General features: G+C 50.5%; 10 protein-coding genes and 1 tRNA gene. 4 read left to right on the top strand and 7 right to left on the bottom strand.

Annotation, left to right across the window (positions count from 1 at the left end):
• Positions 1–38 precede the first annotated feature (38 nt).
• Both ACYQ2M_RS11010 and ACYQ2M_RS11015 read right to left on the bottom strand, forming a co-directional pair.
• Positions 39–114, bottom strand: a tRNA-Phe gene (locus ACYQ2M_RS11010).
• Positions 115–156: 42 nt separating this feature from the next.
• Positions 157–909: a 16S rRNA (uracil(1498)-N(3))-methyltransferase gene (locus ACYQ2M_RS11015; protein WP_459916391.1), complete on the bottom strand. Its 753-nt coding sequence runs from the start codon at positions 907–909 to the stop codon at positions 157–159.
• Positions 910–1,040: 131 nt separating this feature from the next.
• Between ACYQ2M_RS11015 and ACYQ2M_RS11020 the strand changes: the two genes are divergently transcribed.
• The 4 genes from ACYQ2M_RS11020 (at position 1,041) to ACYQ2M_RS11035 (ending at position 7,591) form a co-directional block, all read left to right on the top strand.
• A complete protein-coding gene (locus ACYQ2M_RS11020) occupies positions 1,041–1,406 on the top strand; it encodes a hypothetical protein (protein ID WP_459916392.1) in 366 nt (121 codons plus the stop codon).
• A gap of 343 nt (positions 1,407–1,749) precedes the next feature.
• Positions 1,750–4,410, top strand: coding sequence for a valine--tRNA ligase (locus ACYQ2M_RS11025; protein WP_459916393.1), 2,661 nt, complete (start codon positions 1,750–1,752; stop codon positions 4,408–4,410).
• A gap of 640 nt (positions 4,411–5,050) precedes the next feature.
• Positions 5,051–6,844, top strand: a complete 1,794-nt coding sequence (lepA, locus tag ACYQ2M_RS11030; RefSeq protein WP_459916427.1) for a translation elongation factor 4 — start codon at positions 5,051–5,053, stop codon at positions 6,842–6,844.
• 174 nt (positions 6,845–7,018) lie between these two features.
• Entirely contained in the window at positions 7,019–7,591 is a 573-nt protein-coding gene (locus ACYQ2M_RS11035) for a chalcone isomerase family protein (protein WP_459916394.1), read from the top strand.
• A gap of 188 nt (positions 7,592–7,779) precedes the next feature.
• Here the strand turns inward: ACYQ2M_RS11035 and ACYQ2M_RS11040 are convergent, their stop codons facing one another.
• The 5 genes from ACYQ2M_RS11040 to ilvD all read right to left on the bottom strand — a co-directional run bounded on the left by ACYQ2M_RS11040 (position 7,780) and on the right by ilvD (position 15,001).
• The gene (locus tag ACYQ2M_RS11040) at positions 7,780–9,327 is read right to left on the bottom strand and encodes a 2-isopropylmalate synthase (RefSeq protein WP_459916395.1); all 1,548 of its coding nucleotides are present in this window, start codon (positions 9,325–9,327) and stop codon (positions 7,780–7,782) included.
• Between the two features lie 45 nt (positions 9,328–9,372).
• A complete protein-coding gene (cimA, locus tag ACYQ2M_RS11045; RefSeq protein ID WP_459916396.1) occupies positions 9,373–10,968 on the bottom strand; it encodes a citramalate synthase in 1,596 nt (531 codons plus the stop codon).
• A gap of 16 nt (positions 10,969–10,984) precedes the next feature.
• The gene (ilvN, locus tag ACYQ2M_RS11050; RefSeq protein WP_459916428.1) at positions 10,985–11,482 is read right to left on the bottom strand and encodes an acetolactate synthase small subunit; all 498 of its coding nucleotides are present in this window, start codon (positions 11,480–11,482) and stop codon (positions 10,985–10,987) included.
• A gap of 143 nt (positions 11,483–11,625) precedes the next feature.
• The gene (ilvB, locus tag ACYQ2M_RS11055) at positions 11,626–13,326 is read right to left on the bottom strand and encodes a biosynthetic-type acetolactate synthase large subunit (protein WP_459916397.1); all 1,701 of its coding nucleotides are present in this window, start codon (positions 13,324–13,326) and stop codon (positions 11,626–11,628) included.
• A 1-nt stretch (position 13,327) separates the two neighbouring features.
• Positions 13,328–15,001: a dihydroxy-acid dehydratase gene (ilvD, locus tag ACYQ2M_RS11060; protein WP_459916398.1), complete on the bottom strand. Its 1,674-nt coding sequence runs from the start codon at positions 14,999–15,001 to the stop codon at positions 13,328–13,330.
• Positions 15,002–15,288 lie beyond the last annotated feature (287 nt).

The following is a 15,288-nucleotide window of genomic DNA, read 5'->3' on the forward strand; positions in this document are numbered from 1 at the left end:
AAAAGAGTTGTATCCGTAGATATCAACTCTTTTTTTTGTGGTGCCCAGGAACAGAATCGAACTGCTGACACGGGGATTTTCAGTCCCCTGCTCTACCGACTGAGCTACCTGGGCCCGTCAAAAACAATGCTGTTATAGTTGAATGCCGTGTAGGTGTCAAGGCCTTTTTTGGCCAAGATCCCCAAAGTAGTGCTGTACAAGGGCGCAGGCCGTCAGGGATGCCGTTTCGGCTCTCAGGATTCTGTTGCCAAGGAAAAGGGCAGAAAATCCTTCATTGCCTGCCGCTTCCATTTCTTCCCGGGTAAATCCGCCCTCGGGACCGATGAGTACAATGATTTTCCGGGGCCGGGGACCTGGTTCGTCGGTGATGTTACCAAAGGGAACACAGCCCTTTTCCCAGAAGGCAATTTTTTTATCATGTTCCTGACTGAGGGTAAGCAGTTCTTCAAAGGTGACGGGGGTGTCAATTTGCGGCAGTCGGCTTCTTTTGCATTGTTTCATGGCCTCCCGGGCGATCCGTTGCCATCTTTCCACCCGGGCCGTCAGTTTCCCCGGATCGGGCCGGGGAATGGACCTGTGGGCAAAAAAAGGAATCCATCGGGTCATGCCAAGTTCTGTGAGATGGCGGATCACCATGTCCATTTTTTTGTCCTTGAGCATGCCCTGGGCCACGGTGATGGACACCGGGGACTCGCCATGTAAAACGGTGCGAGATATCAGATCCAGGGTGACACCCTGGGAATCTATGGCAATGATGCGGGCCTGCCAGCAGGCACCTCTACCATCGGCAAGCTCCACATGGTCTCCCGGGGACAGTCTAAGGACATGGGTCAGATGTCTGGCATCCTGTCCCTGGATGAGTGCAGTTTTTTCTTTGATGTCCTGTTCTCTTATATAAAATCGATGCATGGGGCTTCCTTTTCGTTCCGGTTTGATTGACAGGGCTTGACACAAAAAGATGCCTTTGATATTTCAGTTGTGTCCGGGGTGAACAATAATTTTATTATGAGCTGGTGTCAACAGCTTGTCAGGAGATATTCATGGTGGACCCACAAGACCTTAAAATGGATGATATCCCAGAAATGGATGATATCTCTGAAGTTGATCCCGATGGTGAGATTATTGAACTGACCCAGATTGTTGACGACGATGCACCACTTGACGATGTGATAGAGCTCACAGACCCGGTGTCGGACGATGTGCCGGATGACGCTTTCCAGGAGATCATGGAACAGGACAGCGCTGCCTTTTCCGAAGAGGCTATCCGCAGTGTGCTAGAAAAAATAATTGATGAAAAATATGGCCATCGAATGGAAGCCCTTTTTTCAGAAATGATCTATAAGGCGGTGGAAAAAGAAATGGAAAGAATTAAAAAATCTTTCTTAAGCGCCCTTGCAGAAAAATAACCGGCGTGGTGTTTTTTTATATGAAAAGGTAGCCTTCAAGTCTACCTCAGCAGAGCCCCACCGATGGGCAATAGGAACCGGCCAATTCAATTGGGCCGTCTACGGTTCCGGGCCGGGCCCATTACCCGTCGAGGGGTCGGCATAATGCCATTTTCATTATTCGTTATGGGCAGACCGGGTCCAGAATACGGTCTGCGAGTGGCAGTTATATACTTTATTTGATCAGCAAACCCTTGATTTCAGCCTTTTCTGAGCAATGGGTTTTTTTGCAAATGTGTTGGATTTTGAAGGGGAAAGACTATCTGTCCCCTTTTTTTATTAATATGTTTTTAGGAGTTAGTGTATGAGTTCTGATTCTCTTGACAAAGGATATGATCCTTCCGGAATTGAGGAAAAATGGTATAGCTACTGGGTGGAAAACGGTTTTTTCAAGGCCCGTGAAAAGAGTGATCAAAAGGCCTATGCCATTGTGATTCCTCCCCCGAATGTCACGGGTGTCCTCCACATGGGCCATGCCCTGAACAACACCGTGCAGGACATCATGTGCCGCCACAGAAGACTTTGTGGAGACAATGTCCTGTGGATGCCGGGAACGGACCATGCCGGTATTGCCACCCAGAACGTTGTGGAAAAAAATCTTGCAAAAAAAGGGGTGACAAGGGACCAGCTCAAGAGAGAAGAATTCATTGAAGAGGTCTGGAAGTGGAAGGAACAATCCGGCGGGGCCATCATCAATCAGCTTAAACGCCTGGGAGCCTCCTGTGACTGGGACAGAGAGCGATTCACCATGGACGAGGGGCTGTCCGATGCCGTCAGAAAGGTGTTTGTAAGGCTTTACAAAGAAGAACTCATCTACCAGGGGTTATATATCATTAACTGGTGTCCCCGGTGTAAAACCGCCCTGTCCGACCTTGAAGTGGAGCATGAAGAACAGGACAGTTTTCTTTATCACATCCGGTATCCCTTTGAAAATGGCAAAGGAGGGCTGGTGGTGGCCACCACCCGGCCCGAAACCATGTTTGGAGATACCGCTGTTGCACTCAATCCCGGGGATGAACGATATCTGGACTTGACCGAAGAAAAGGTGTGCCTGCCCCTTACCGACCGTAAAATTCCCATTATCCGGGATGATTATGTGGACACCACCTTTGGCACCGGTGCCTTAAAGGTGACCCCGGCCCATGATCCCAACGATTTTCACATTGGCCATCGCCATGCCTTGGAAAGCATCAAGGTTATTGACGATGACGGCAACATGACCGACGGGGCCGGACGATTTAAGGGCCTTGATCGCTTTGAGTGCCGCAAAGAAGCGCTTGCAGCCCTGGAGGCAGAGGGGCTTCTGGTGAAAAAAGAACCCCTGAAAAATTCTGTGGGTCACTGCTATCGATGTAAGTGCGTGGTGGAACCCTCCCTTTCCAAACAATGGTTTGTAAAGGTCGGCCCCCTGGCCAAAGAGGCAAGCGATGCCGTAAGGGACGGCAGAACCCGTATCATTCCTGAAAACTGGTCTAAAACCTATTTTGAATGGATGGACAATATCCAGGACTGGTGTATTTCCCGGCAGATCTGGTGGGGGCACCGCATTCCGGTGTGGACCTGTCAGTCCTGCGGTAAAATGATGGTGGAAGAGATCGATCCCACGGTATGTGATAGCTGTGGCTCGGCGGAGCTGATTCAGGAAACCGATGTACTTGACACCTGGTTCAGCAGCGCCCTGTGGCCCTTTTCCACCATGGGATGGCCGGAAAACACCGAGCTTTTAAAAACCTTCTATCCCACCAATGCCCTGGTCACCGGGTTTGACATCCTATTTTTCTGGGTGGCCAGAATGATGATGATGGGAATTCATTTCATGGATGAGGTTCCCTTTAAAGATGTGTACATTCATGCCCTGGTCCGGGATGAGCATGGCAAGAAAATGAGTAAATCCAAGGGCAACGTCATTGATCCTTTGAAGGTGATTGATCAATATGGTGCCGATGCCTTCCGGTTTACCCTGGCTGCCTTTGCCGCCCAGGGACGGGATGTGAAAATGTCCGAAGACCGGGTGGAGGGCTATCGTAATTTTGTCAATAAGCTGTGGAATGCAGCACGGTTTACCCTGATGCATCTGGAAAAAGGGGAGGGTGAAATGGATGTCCAACAGTTTGCCGCCCCGGAAAAATGGATTTTGTCCCGGGCCACGGCCACGGCCCTTGCAGTTCATGAATCCATTGAAACATTCAAGTTCAATGAAGCGGCCAGTGCCGTGTACCAGTTTACCTGGCATGAGTTCTGTGACTGGTATGTGGAAGCGGCCAAGCCAGCCCTTTATGGCAAGGAAGGGGAAAAGCGATGCCGGGCGGTGAGGGCCGTCATCACCGAGGTGTTGAAAAATACCCTGATCATGCTGCACCCCTTCATGCCCTTTGTTACAGAAGAAATCTGGGATAAACTGCCCACCACATCGGGTTCCATCATGTCCGCCCGGTTCCCGGGTATTGATGAAGATGCACTGCTGGTCCGGGACGAAGCCGTTGAAGGGGATATGGCCCATGTGTTCGGAGTTATTTCCGGTATTCGAAATATCCGTAGCACCATGAATATTCCCCCCTCCATGGAGCTTGGGGTGAACATGCAGACCCAGGATGCCCATGAAAGAAGGATCATCGAAGAAAACCATGCCATGATCGAGAACCTGGCCCGGCTCAATCGTCTTGAGGTCACGGACTCAGGTGATGCCCCCCCATCCTCGGCCACGGCCGTGGTCAACGGCACGTCCATTTATGTGTCTCTGATGGGGGTTATTGATTTTGTCAAGGAGGCGGCTCGCCTTGAAACCGAGATTGCCAAGGTAACCAAAGAGCTGGTTGCCGTGTCCAAACGCCTTAATAATGAAAGCTTTCTTGAAAAAGCCCCGGAAGAGGTGGTGGACAAGGTTAAGACCATTCAGCAGGGTCTGGAAGAAAAAAATGACAAACTTAAGGAAAACCTTGAGCGTATTCATAAAATAGCCGGATAACGAAGCAAGCGGGCGGGGAAGGGGGCACAGTAATGCCTGTGCCCGTTCCCCCACATGTTGTGACCACGCCCTATCCTTGTTTTGTCAGGCCTGAAAGTTCATCCGTGCCCCCCGTGGTCGTCCTGGCCAGGGGGGATTCCCCGGCATTCCCTTGACCCTCATGCCCGTAATGACACCCCACCTTATGCATCTTTCTTGACACAATGTGATTGTACTGTTAAAAATAAGGGGCTTGATTTACAATATCTGAATTAGAAGTCAACATCCCCTGAGATAAGGGCTTCAGCCGTTTTAAATCCACCGTTTAATCAGGTTAAAATTTTAAAAAAAATCCTTGTCCGGGTGTAAATATTGGGCTTGCTCATGTAAATGTTTGGACAGTGCCCCACATTCGCGTGTTTGGGGCTGCGTTGCATACGAATGCCATGTGAGTAGACCAAAATAGGTGAAGATGGGGTGTTGACCGCATATTTACGGCCGGGTTTTGTTATTGGTAAATCAGATAAGATCTGAGTTCCTGAATACCCAGGGGGATTCTTGCCGGTTTTTATAAAATTTTTTTATTGAGCCTGTGGCTGTTTCCCTATGTCTTTTATCCAATGATATTAACATTTTGCTTGAGGTTAATTTGTCTGTAAAGATAGAAAATATTAGAAATTTCAGTATTATTGCCCACATTGACCATGGAAAATCCACCCTGTCCGATCGCCTGATTCAGCTGTCAGGAATTATTGCCGATCGTGACTTCAAGGATCAGATATTAGATTCCATGGACATCGAAAGGGAACGGGGAATCACCATTAAAAGCCAGACGGTGAGCCTGCCTTACAAGGCAGCAAATGGTCAGACATATTTGCTGAATCTCATTGATACTCCCGGTCATGTGGATTTTTCCTATGAGGTATCCCGGGCCCTTGCCTCCTGTGAGGGGGCTTTTCTGCTGGTGGATGCCAGCCAGGGGGTGGAGGCCCAGACCCTGGCCAACATTTACCTTGCCATGGAACATAATTTGGAGATTGTGCCGGTGATCAACAAAATTGATCTGCCATCGGCGGAAATCCAGTGGGCCAAGGATCAGATTGACGAAGATCTGGGACTTGACGGAGAGATGGCCCTGCAGGTATCGGCCAAGACAGGGCAGGGTGTGGAGGCGGTGTTTGAGGCCGCGGTGAATCTCATGCCCCCTCCTGCGGGTGATCCGGCGGCCCCGTTACAGGCATTGATATTTGATTCCCATTATGATCCCTACCGGGGTACCATTGTCCATGTGCGGGTATTCCAGGGTACCATAAAAAAGGGGGACAGAATTGAGTTTCTGTACAACAACTCCCGGTACAAGGTAGAGGAGGTGGGGCTGTTTCAGATTGTAAGAAAACCCATGGATAAGCTGGAAGCAGGGCAGGTGGGCTATCTCATTGCCGGCATCAAGACCATCCGTGATGTGAGTTGTGGTGACACCGTCACCCTTGCAGAGAATCCTTGTGTGAAACCTATGCCCGGATTTCGGGAACCCAATCCCGTGGTATTTTCGTCCATGTATCCGGTGGCATCCGATGATTATGCCGAGTTAACCGAAGCCCTTGAGAAACTCAAACTCAACGATGCCTCCCTGGTGTTTGAAAAGGATGCCTCTGCTGCCCTGGGATTCGGTTATCGCTGTGGGTTTCTGGGGTTACTTCATCTGGAAGTGGTCCAGGAACGGCTGGAACGGGAATATGATATTTCTTTGATTCTCACCTCGCCCTCTGTTCAGTATGAAATCACCCGAACGGACGGCACCATTGAAATCATAGACAACCCTTCCCTTTACCCCGATCCCATGGAGATAGAAAAAACACGGGAACCTTATATCAAAGCGTCCATTATCATTCCCGATAGATACATGGGGGCTGTCATGCAGGTATGCCTGGAACACCGGGGGGTGAGCACCAACTACCAGTATCTCACCAGCAATCGCATTGAGATGAAGTTCACCCTTCCCCTGGCAGAGGTGGTGTATGAGTTCTATGATCGACTCAAGAGTGTTACCCAGGGGTATGGATCCTTTGATTATGAAATTGCCGGATACCAGGAGACCGACCTTGTGAAACTGGATTTTCTGGTCAACGGAGAGCGGGTAGATGCCCTTTCCCAGCTGGTACACCGGGACAAGGCCGTTGATCGGGCTCGCAATGCCTGTAAAAAGCTCAGGGAAGAAATTCCCCGTCAGATGTTTAAGATTGCCATCCAGGGGGCCATTGGTGGCAAAATTATTTCCCGGGAAACTGTTTCTGCCTATCGAAAGGATGTAACGGCCAAATGTTATGGCGGTGATATTTCCAGAAAGCGTAAACTCCTTGAAAAGCAGAAAAAAGGGAAAAAGCGTATGAAAATGGTGGGCAATGTGGAAATTCCCCAGTCGGCGTTTCTTTCGGTGCTTAAATCCGGTAAATAAAGCCAGGCCTCCCTGGTGAAATGGTGAAGGTGTATTAAGCCATCTGTATTGTGCCCGGGATAAAAATGTGGGCATTGAGTAAAAGTTCTGGCCAGTCTTTGGATAAATTGATATAGCCATAAACAGTGTTCATGGCTTTAAACTCATCATATTTATCCACAGGAGGAAGGTGTTATGGTAAAAAGAGTGCTTGTTTTAGTACTGGCCGGACTTGTTTTTGGTTTGGTTCCCGGGGTTCAGGCAGCGGAACTTCAGGGGGTTACCTTTCCCGAAGAAAAGGTTGTGGCGGGCAAAACCTTGACCCTTAACGGAGTGGCCCTGCGAAAGGCCCTGGGGTTTATCAAGGTCTTTGCCGGGGGATTTTATCTGGAAACCCCCACAACCGATGCCGATACAGCAATAGAATCCGAGCAGGTAAAGTATTTTTATCTAGAATATCTCACCTCCAAGGCCACGGCCAAAAAACTTCAGCATGGGTTTATGGAAGCCATGGAGAAAGCCAATCCTCCGGAACTGCTTGAAGCCCAGAAGGAAAACATCGCCCTTTATGCCTCCTGGCTGGACCAGGACATGAAGCCCGGTGGCACCTCAGAATCCATCTATGTTCCGGGAAAGGGGTTGACCCTAATTTTAAACGGTCAGGAAAAAGGCACCATTAAAGATCTCACCTTTGCCCGGATGTATTACCGTTACAACCTGGGTGAAAAAGCCAACAAAAAACTTAGAGAAGGATATCTCGGGTTGTAAGCTAAGCAGACAGGGAGGATGGTTTCTGGTTCCGAGACTGTCCACGGAGTGCCGGTGTTCCTTCCTGTTCCCAGTATCTTTTTGGGGACCTGAACCCTCCCCAAACTGCCCCATGTTGTGACCAGGCCCATTTTTTAAACCGTTTCCGGATGCCCACATTGTCTGGAAACGGTTTTTTTTATGGCATTTTACAGACTCTCTTTTCGCATGGTACCAGGATTTTCCTTGAGATATTCCAGACGATTCAATCCATTGATGTAGGCCAGGGCACTGGCGGTGAGAATATCGGGGTCTGCCCCCTTGCCCAGGGCCACAATGCCGTCTTCGCTCAGGCGTACCGTTACTTCACCCTGGGCATCGGTGCCGGCGGTGAGGGCGCTGATGGAGAATCGCAGCAGATCTGATTTTGTATTTGTAAGTTTCGAAATGGTGTCATAGATCGCATCAATGGGACCATTGCCTTCGGTGGTGGCCTTGACCGTGCGGTTATGGATTTTCATGTGCACCGTGGCGCTTGGAAATACCGTTGTACCCGTAGATACATGGAGATATTCCAGTTTGAAAACATTGGAACTTCTCAGTACACCTTCATTGATCAGCGCTTCAATGTCCTCATCCTGAATGGCTTTCTTTCTGTCGCACAGATGTTTGAATTTTTTGAAAACCGTCTCCAGCTCCTCGTCGGAAAGGTTGTATCCCATGTCGGCAATGTGGGAATTCAAGGCATGACGTCCGGAGTGTTTGCCAAGGATCAGGGAATTCTTATTCAACCCGATGGTTTCAGGTTTCATGATCTCGTAGGTCATGGGATTTTTTAATACCCCGTCTTGGTGAATACCGGCCTCGTGGGCAAAGGCATTGGCCCCCACAATTGCCCGGTTGGGCTGGACCAGAATACCGGTGATCATGCTCACAAGGCGGCTGGTGGGATAGATCCGTGTGGTGTCAATGGATGTTGTTTCCGGGAAAAAATTGGGGCGGGTATTAAGGGACATCACCACCTCTTCCATGGAGGTGTTGCCAGCCCGTTCCCCGATGCCGTTGATGGTCACCTCGGCCTGGCGGGCCCCGGCTCGGATGGCCGCCAGGGTGTTGGCGGTGGCAAGGCCCAGATCATTGTGGCAGTGAACACTTAATATGGCTTTGTCCATGTTGGGGGTGTTTTTCATTACATATTTCACCAGATCGCTGAACTCACCGGGGATGGCGTATCCCACGGTGTCGGGCAGGTTCAATGTGGTGGCGCCGGCCTTAATGGCTGCCCCGAAAATTTTGCACAGAAACTCCGGGTCACTTCTGGATCCGTCTTCAGCGGAAAATTCCACATTGGGTGTCAGGGTTGCCGCATGGGATACGGCCTTTATGGCGGCCGCCACCACCTCATCCCGGGACATTTTGAGTTTATACTGCATGTGAATGTCCGAGGTGGCAATGAAGGTATGGATTCTGGGGTTTACGGCAAGTTTCACCGCATCCCAGGCAGCATTGATATCCGCTTCCGATGCCCGGCTCAAGGCCGCCACCTGGGTTTTTTTAAGGACCTTTGAAACCATTTGTACGGCCTTGAAGTCCCCTTCCGATGCAGCGGGGAATCCGGCTTCAATGACATCAACCCCCAGGGCCTCAAGCTGGGTGGCAATGCGTACTTTTTCTGCTTCGTTCATACTGGCTCCGGGCGACTGCTCGCCGTCCCTGAGGGTGGTGTCAAAAATAATAATTCTGTTGTCTTTATTCATGGCTGCCTTCTATATGTTGTCTTGTGGTTAGAATTTCTGTTGTGATCAAGCCCTTTTTACGGATTTATTGTCCAGAGACAGTTTGTACTGAAAACTGTCGGCCAGGGCCTGCCAGCTGGCTTCAATGATATCTTCAGAAACACCGATGGTGTTGAAAATATCGTTTTCATCCCGGGATGAGATAATGACACGAACCTTGGCATTGGTCCCGGCATCTCCTTCCAGCACACGCACCTTGAAGTCCACCAGATGCATGGCATTAAGATCGGGAAAGATATTGGTCAGGGCCTTTCGAAGTGCATTATCCAGGGCACTAACAGGGCCGTCTCCTTCGGCCGCCGTGATTTCAACGGTATCCCCCACACGGATTTTGATCATGGCATGTGCATAGCAGGGCCGCTCCTTGTCCTTTTCAATGGTTACCCGGAAGGATTCAAGGTCAAAATGGGGCTGGAACTGACCGGTGAGTTTTTCCATGATGATCTTGAGCGATCCTTCGGCCACATCAAACTGATAGCCGTCATCCTCAAGATCTTTGATGATGGAAACAATGCTTTGCTGTTTTCTGGCATCCATATCAATGCCAACCCCCAGCTCCCGGGCTTTGTATTCGATGTTGCTTTTACCTGACTGCTCGGACACCAGTACCCGCCGGGTATTGCCCACAAGCACAGGATCCATGTGCTCATAGGCCCGGGGTTCCTTCATGACGGCGCTTACATGTATGCCTCCTTTGTGGGCAAAGGCGCTTTGTCCCACAAAGGGTCGACTGTTCAGGGGAATCATATTGGCGGTTTCACTGACAAACCGGGACAACGTTCTGAGTTTTTTCAGGTTTTCCAGGGAACAGCAGTCCATGTGAAGCTTTAAGCGCAGCACCGGGATGATGGCGGTGAGATCGGCATTGCCGCATCGTTCTCCATACCCGTTGATGGTGCCCTGTACCATGGTGGCCCCGCATCGCACCGCAGCAATGGAGTTGGCAACGGCCATGGCGCAGTCGTTGTGGGCATGGATGCCAAGCATGATGGGCTCATCATGGTGCTGTTTAAAAAAGCAGTCCACCTCCCGGGTGATTTTTTCGATGTCATGGGACAGGGTGCCGCCGTTGGTATCGCATAAAATTAAAGTGGTACACCCGCCTTTAACAGCTGCCTCCAGAGTCTTAATGGCATAGTCCGGATTGTCCAGATACCCGTCATAAAAATGTTCTGCATCATAGAAAACCCGCATGCCATGGTCCATGAGAAAGGCGATACTGTCTTTGATCATGGCCAGATTTTCTTCAAGGGTATTTTCCATTATTTTTACATGGAGATCCCATGATTTTCCAAAAATAGTAAGGGTCCTGGCACCGCAGTTGACAAGGGCGTTGAGGTTGGCATCCGTTTCCGGGGCGGTGTTGGGCCGCCGAGTGGAACCAAAGGCCGTAATTTCACTGTTTTTAAACTGGGTGGTGGCCGCCAGTTCAAAGAAACGCCGGACATTGGGATTGGCCCCCGGCCATCCCCCCTCAATATAGGAAATACCCATATCATCCAGTCGAAGGGCAATTCTTATTTTGTCTTCGGGGGAGAAGAAAATATTTTCCCCCTGCATGCCGTCCCGCAGGGTGGTATCGTACAAGGTTATTTTTTTCATGGGATTTTTTGCCCTTCTATAATTTTTTCTTTTCCCGGGCCAGTGCAATGGAGCCGGTTCGTGCCGTTTCAATGATTCCCATGGGCCTTAAAAGATCTATGAAGGCTTCAAGTTTCCCCTCGTCCCCGGACATTTCAATGGTGTAATGATCCGGCCCCACATCCACCACCCGGCACCGGAAAATATCCACAATTCTGAGAATTTCAGCCCGCTGTTCCGGCCGCGCATGGACCTTTATGAGAATGAGATCACGCTGGACATATTTTTTTTCGGTCAGATCGCTGACGGTGATGACATTGATCAGTTTATGGAGCTGTTTTTTAATCTGTTCAATGATGTGTTCATCGCCATTGGTGACCATGGTCACCCTGGACAGCTGATGGTTTTCCGCCGTCTGGGCCACACTGAGACTTTCAATATTGTATCCCCTGCCACTGAACAGACCGGCGATGCGGGACAGCACCCCCGGTTCATTGTCCACCAGTATGGACAGTAAGTGTTTTTCTATTTTCATGTTTAATCCCTTTGGGGGGGCGACTTTGACGCCCCCGGCAAGTGACGGAAAGGGTTTCAGGGCTGTGAGAGCCATTTTCATGGCTGATTGTACCTGCTACCTTGCCGTGATTAATGACAGCTGGAATCCACCTGACAGGTTTTTTATACCAGAATCATTTCCGTTATGGCCCCACCCGCCGGTACCATGGGGTATACCAGTTCCTCGCGTTCCACCACAAATTCCATGATTACTGTGCCCGGCCGTTCAAGGCCCTCTTTAAGAGCAGATTCCACTTCTTCTGGTCGGTGGGTTCTAAGGCCGGTGGCCCCATAGGCTTCGGCAAGCTTTATAAAATCCGGGCTTTTTTCCATGTTGGTGGAGGCATACCGTTTGTCGTAAAACAGTTCCTGCCACTGGCGCACCATGCCAAGATACTGGTTGTTGAGAATCACGATTTTAACAGGCAGATCCGCTTCAATGGCGGTCATCAGTTCCTGGCTGTTCATCTGGATACTTCCGTCTCCGGCCACACACACCACCAGTTTGTCCGGGCAGGCGGCTTTGGCACCGATGGCGGCGGGCAGGCCAAATCCCATGACCCCAAGTCCTCCGGAGGTGATAAAGTGGTTGGGGTGATCAAAATGATAATATTGGGCCGTCCACATCTGATTCTGACCCACCTCGGTGGTGATGATGGCGCCGGGGCCGGCCAGTCTGTGCAGGGTATCAATGACAAACTGTGGTTTGATAACGTCGGGACCCTGTTCGAACTTCTGGGGAGAGGTGGCTTTCCATTCGGCAATCTGTTCAATCCAGGCATCCCGATGGGTTGTGCTTCCATTGATCTGAGAGATTTCTTCTTGTTCCAGCAGCTCATTGAGCAGGCCCAGGCTGATTTTACAGTCTCCCACAATGGGGCAGGTGGCTTCAACGTTCTTGTGGATGGAGGTTGGATCAATGTCAATCTGCACAATGGTGGCACCAGCGGCAAATTTGTCGGTGCGGCCGGTGACTCGATCATCAAAGCGAACCCCTGCTGAAATCATGAGATCACAGTTGCTGATAGCCATGTTGGCCCGATAGGTGCCGTGCATTCCGGGCATTCCAAGCCACAGGGGATCTGAGCCTGGAAAGGCCCCAAGCCCCATCAAGGAGGCAGTCACCGGCATGCGGGTTAACTGGGCCAGACGGGTGAGTTCCGTGGTTGACTTGGAAAGAACCACCCCTCCTCCAGCAAAGATAAGCGGTTTTTTTGCCTTTTTGATCATTTTCACCACCTTGGCCAGCTGCTTCTTGTTGGGATCATAGGTGGGGCGGTAGGATTTTAGATTGACTTCACCGGGGTCTTTAAACTCAATGGTGGCCGCCATGATATCCTTGGGTAGATCCACCAGCACTGGTCCTGGTCTACCCGAGGTGGCAATGTAAAAGGCATCCTTGATTGTTTTGGCAAGTTTGTTAATATCCTTTACCAGATAGTTGTGCTTGGTGCAGGGCCTTGTGATGCCCACAATGTCCACTTCCTGGAAGGCGTCATTGCCGATGAGGCCCGTTGGTACCTGGCCGGTGAAAATAACCACCGGGATGGAATCCATGTAAGCCGATGCAATACCGGTGACGGTGTTGGTGGCTCCGGGGCCGGAGGTGACAAGCGCCACCCCCACACCGCCCCTGGCCCGGGCATAGGCATCTGCCATATGGACGGCCCCTTGCTCATGGCGAACAAGTATGTGGCGCAGGTCCTCGTGTCTATCAAGTTCATCATAAATATCAATGACCGCCCCACCGGGATATCCGAATATGGTGGTGACGCCCTGGTCTTTTATCATTTTTATCAGGATCTGCGCACCTGTCAGTTTCATTTTATTGCTCCTTTAAGATGGCACCGTTACCGGCAGAAGTCACCTGCCGTGCGTATCTTGCCATGTATCCCTTTTTGATTTTGGGTTCGGGTTTTTTCCATTGGGAAAGCCGATTGTTTATTTCTTCTTCGGACACTAAGAGTTCAATGGATTTTCCCGGAATATCAATTTTAATCTGATCATTTTCTTTAACAGCGGCAAGAACACCTCCCTGCATGGCCTCGGGGGAAATGTGGCCAATGGATGCCCCTTTGGAGCCCCCGGAAAACCTGCCATCTGTGATCAAGGCCACATCCCCGTCAAGGTCCATGCCGGCTATGGCAGAGGTGGGGGTGAGCATCTCTCTCATGCCGGGCCCCCCTGCAGGTCCTTCGTATCGGATGACAATGACATCGCCTTTGTTGATGCTGTTGGACAAGATGGCCTCGGTGCCAGCTTCTTCAGAGTCAAACACCCGGGCCGGGCCCTGGTGGGTTAGCATTTCAGATTTCACCGCAGATTGTTTTACCACGCATCCCTCCGGGGCAATGTTGCCAAAGAGCACTGCAAGTCCACCTTCTTTGTGGTAGGGATCGTTACAGGGACGGATCACATCGGCATCCTTCACCGTGATCCCTTTAAGATTTTCTTCAAGGCTTTTGCCGGTGGCGGTGATGCAGTCTCCTTGGACAAGGCCTTGCTCCAGCAGAATTTTCATGACGGCTCCGATGCCACCTGCGTGGTAAAGATCAACAATGTGATCCTTCCCCCCGGGGCTTAAAGAACACAGATGGGGAGTGATTTTACTGATCTCGTTGATGAGTTCAAGGGCAATGTCAAGGCCTGCCTCGTGGGCAATGGCTTTTAAATGAAGTACGGTGTTGGTGGAACAGCCCAGGGCCATGTCCACGGCCAGGGAATTTCTAAAGGCTTGTTCCGTTAGAATATCCAGGGGTTTTATGTCTTTTCGGTACAGTTCCATCACAGCCATGCCCGCCTGTTTGGCCAGCCGGATTCGTTCGGACATGGGGCCGGGGATGGTGCCGTTGCCGGGCAGGCCCATGCCGATGGCCTCTGTGAGGCAGTTCATGGAATTGGCTGTGAACATCCCGGCGCAGGAGCCGCATGTGGGGCAGGCGGCATCTTCGATAAAGGTCAGTTCTGATTCGGACATTTTCCCGGAACTGACAGCCCCCACGGCTTCAAAGACGGAGATTAGATCTATTTTTTTTGTGTGATCATGGGGATGTTTGCCCGGCAGCATGGGGCCGCCGCTGATGCAGATGGCAGGGATGTTAAGACGTGCTGCGGCCATGAGCATACCCGGAACAATCTTGTCGCAGTTGGGCACCAGCACCAGGGCATCAAAGGGGTGAGCTGTGGCTGAGACTTCAATGGAGTCGGCAATGAGTTCCCGGCTGGCCAGGGAGTAATGCATGCCAGCATGGTTCATGGCAATGCCGTCACATACCCCGATGGTGGAAAACTCCATGGGGGTGCCGCCTGCCATGCGGATGCCCGCCTTTACGGCATTTACAATGGTGTCAAGGTGCATGTGACCTGGAATCAACTCGTTGGCGGAATTGGCAATACCCACCAGCGGTCTTTTGATTTCTTCATCCGTGAATCCCACGGCTTTCATCAGACTCCTGTGGGGTGCCCGTGCAACGCCTTTTTTGGCAATGTCGCTTCTCATTATATCTGATCTCCTTGGTAAAATTTTAAAGTATGTTCCGGTATCCATCTGGATACAGCTGTTGAAATAAGTTTGATAAAACTAAAAAAGCCGTTATCAGCATCCGGGGCTGATAACGGCTTTTTTAATAATTCTTATTGCTTATGCCACAGTCAGCCCCGTCTCCGTCGGGTGATAATAATCACCTCCACAAGAATGAGAGATAGTAGCACGTTGAGAATAAGCATATTGATCATCTTTAATTTATTGTGCTTTTTCTGTTTCATTGGTTTTCTAAAAAAAACAGG

The sequence above is a fragment of the Desulfocicer niacini genome (genome assembly GCF_054657595.1).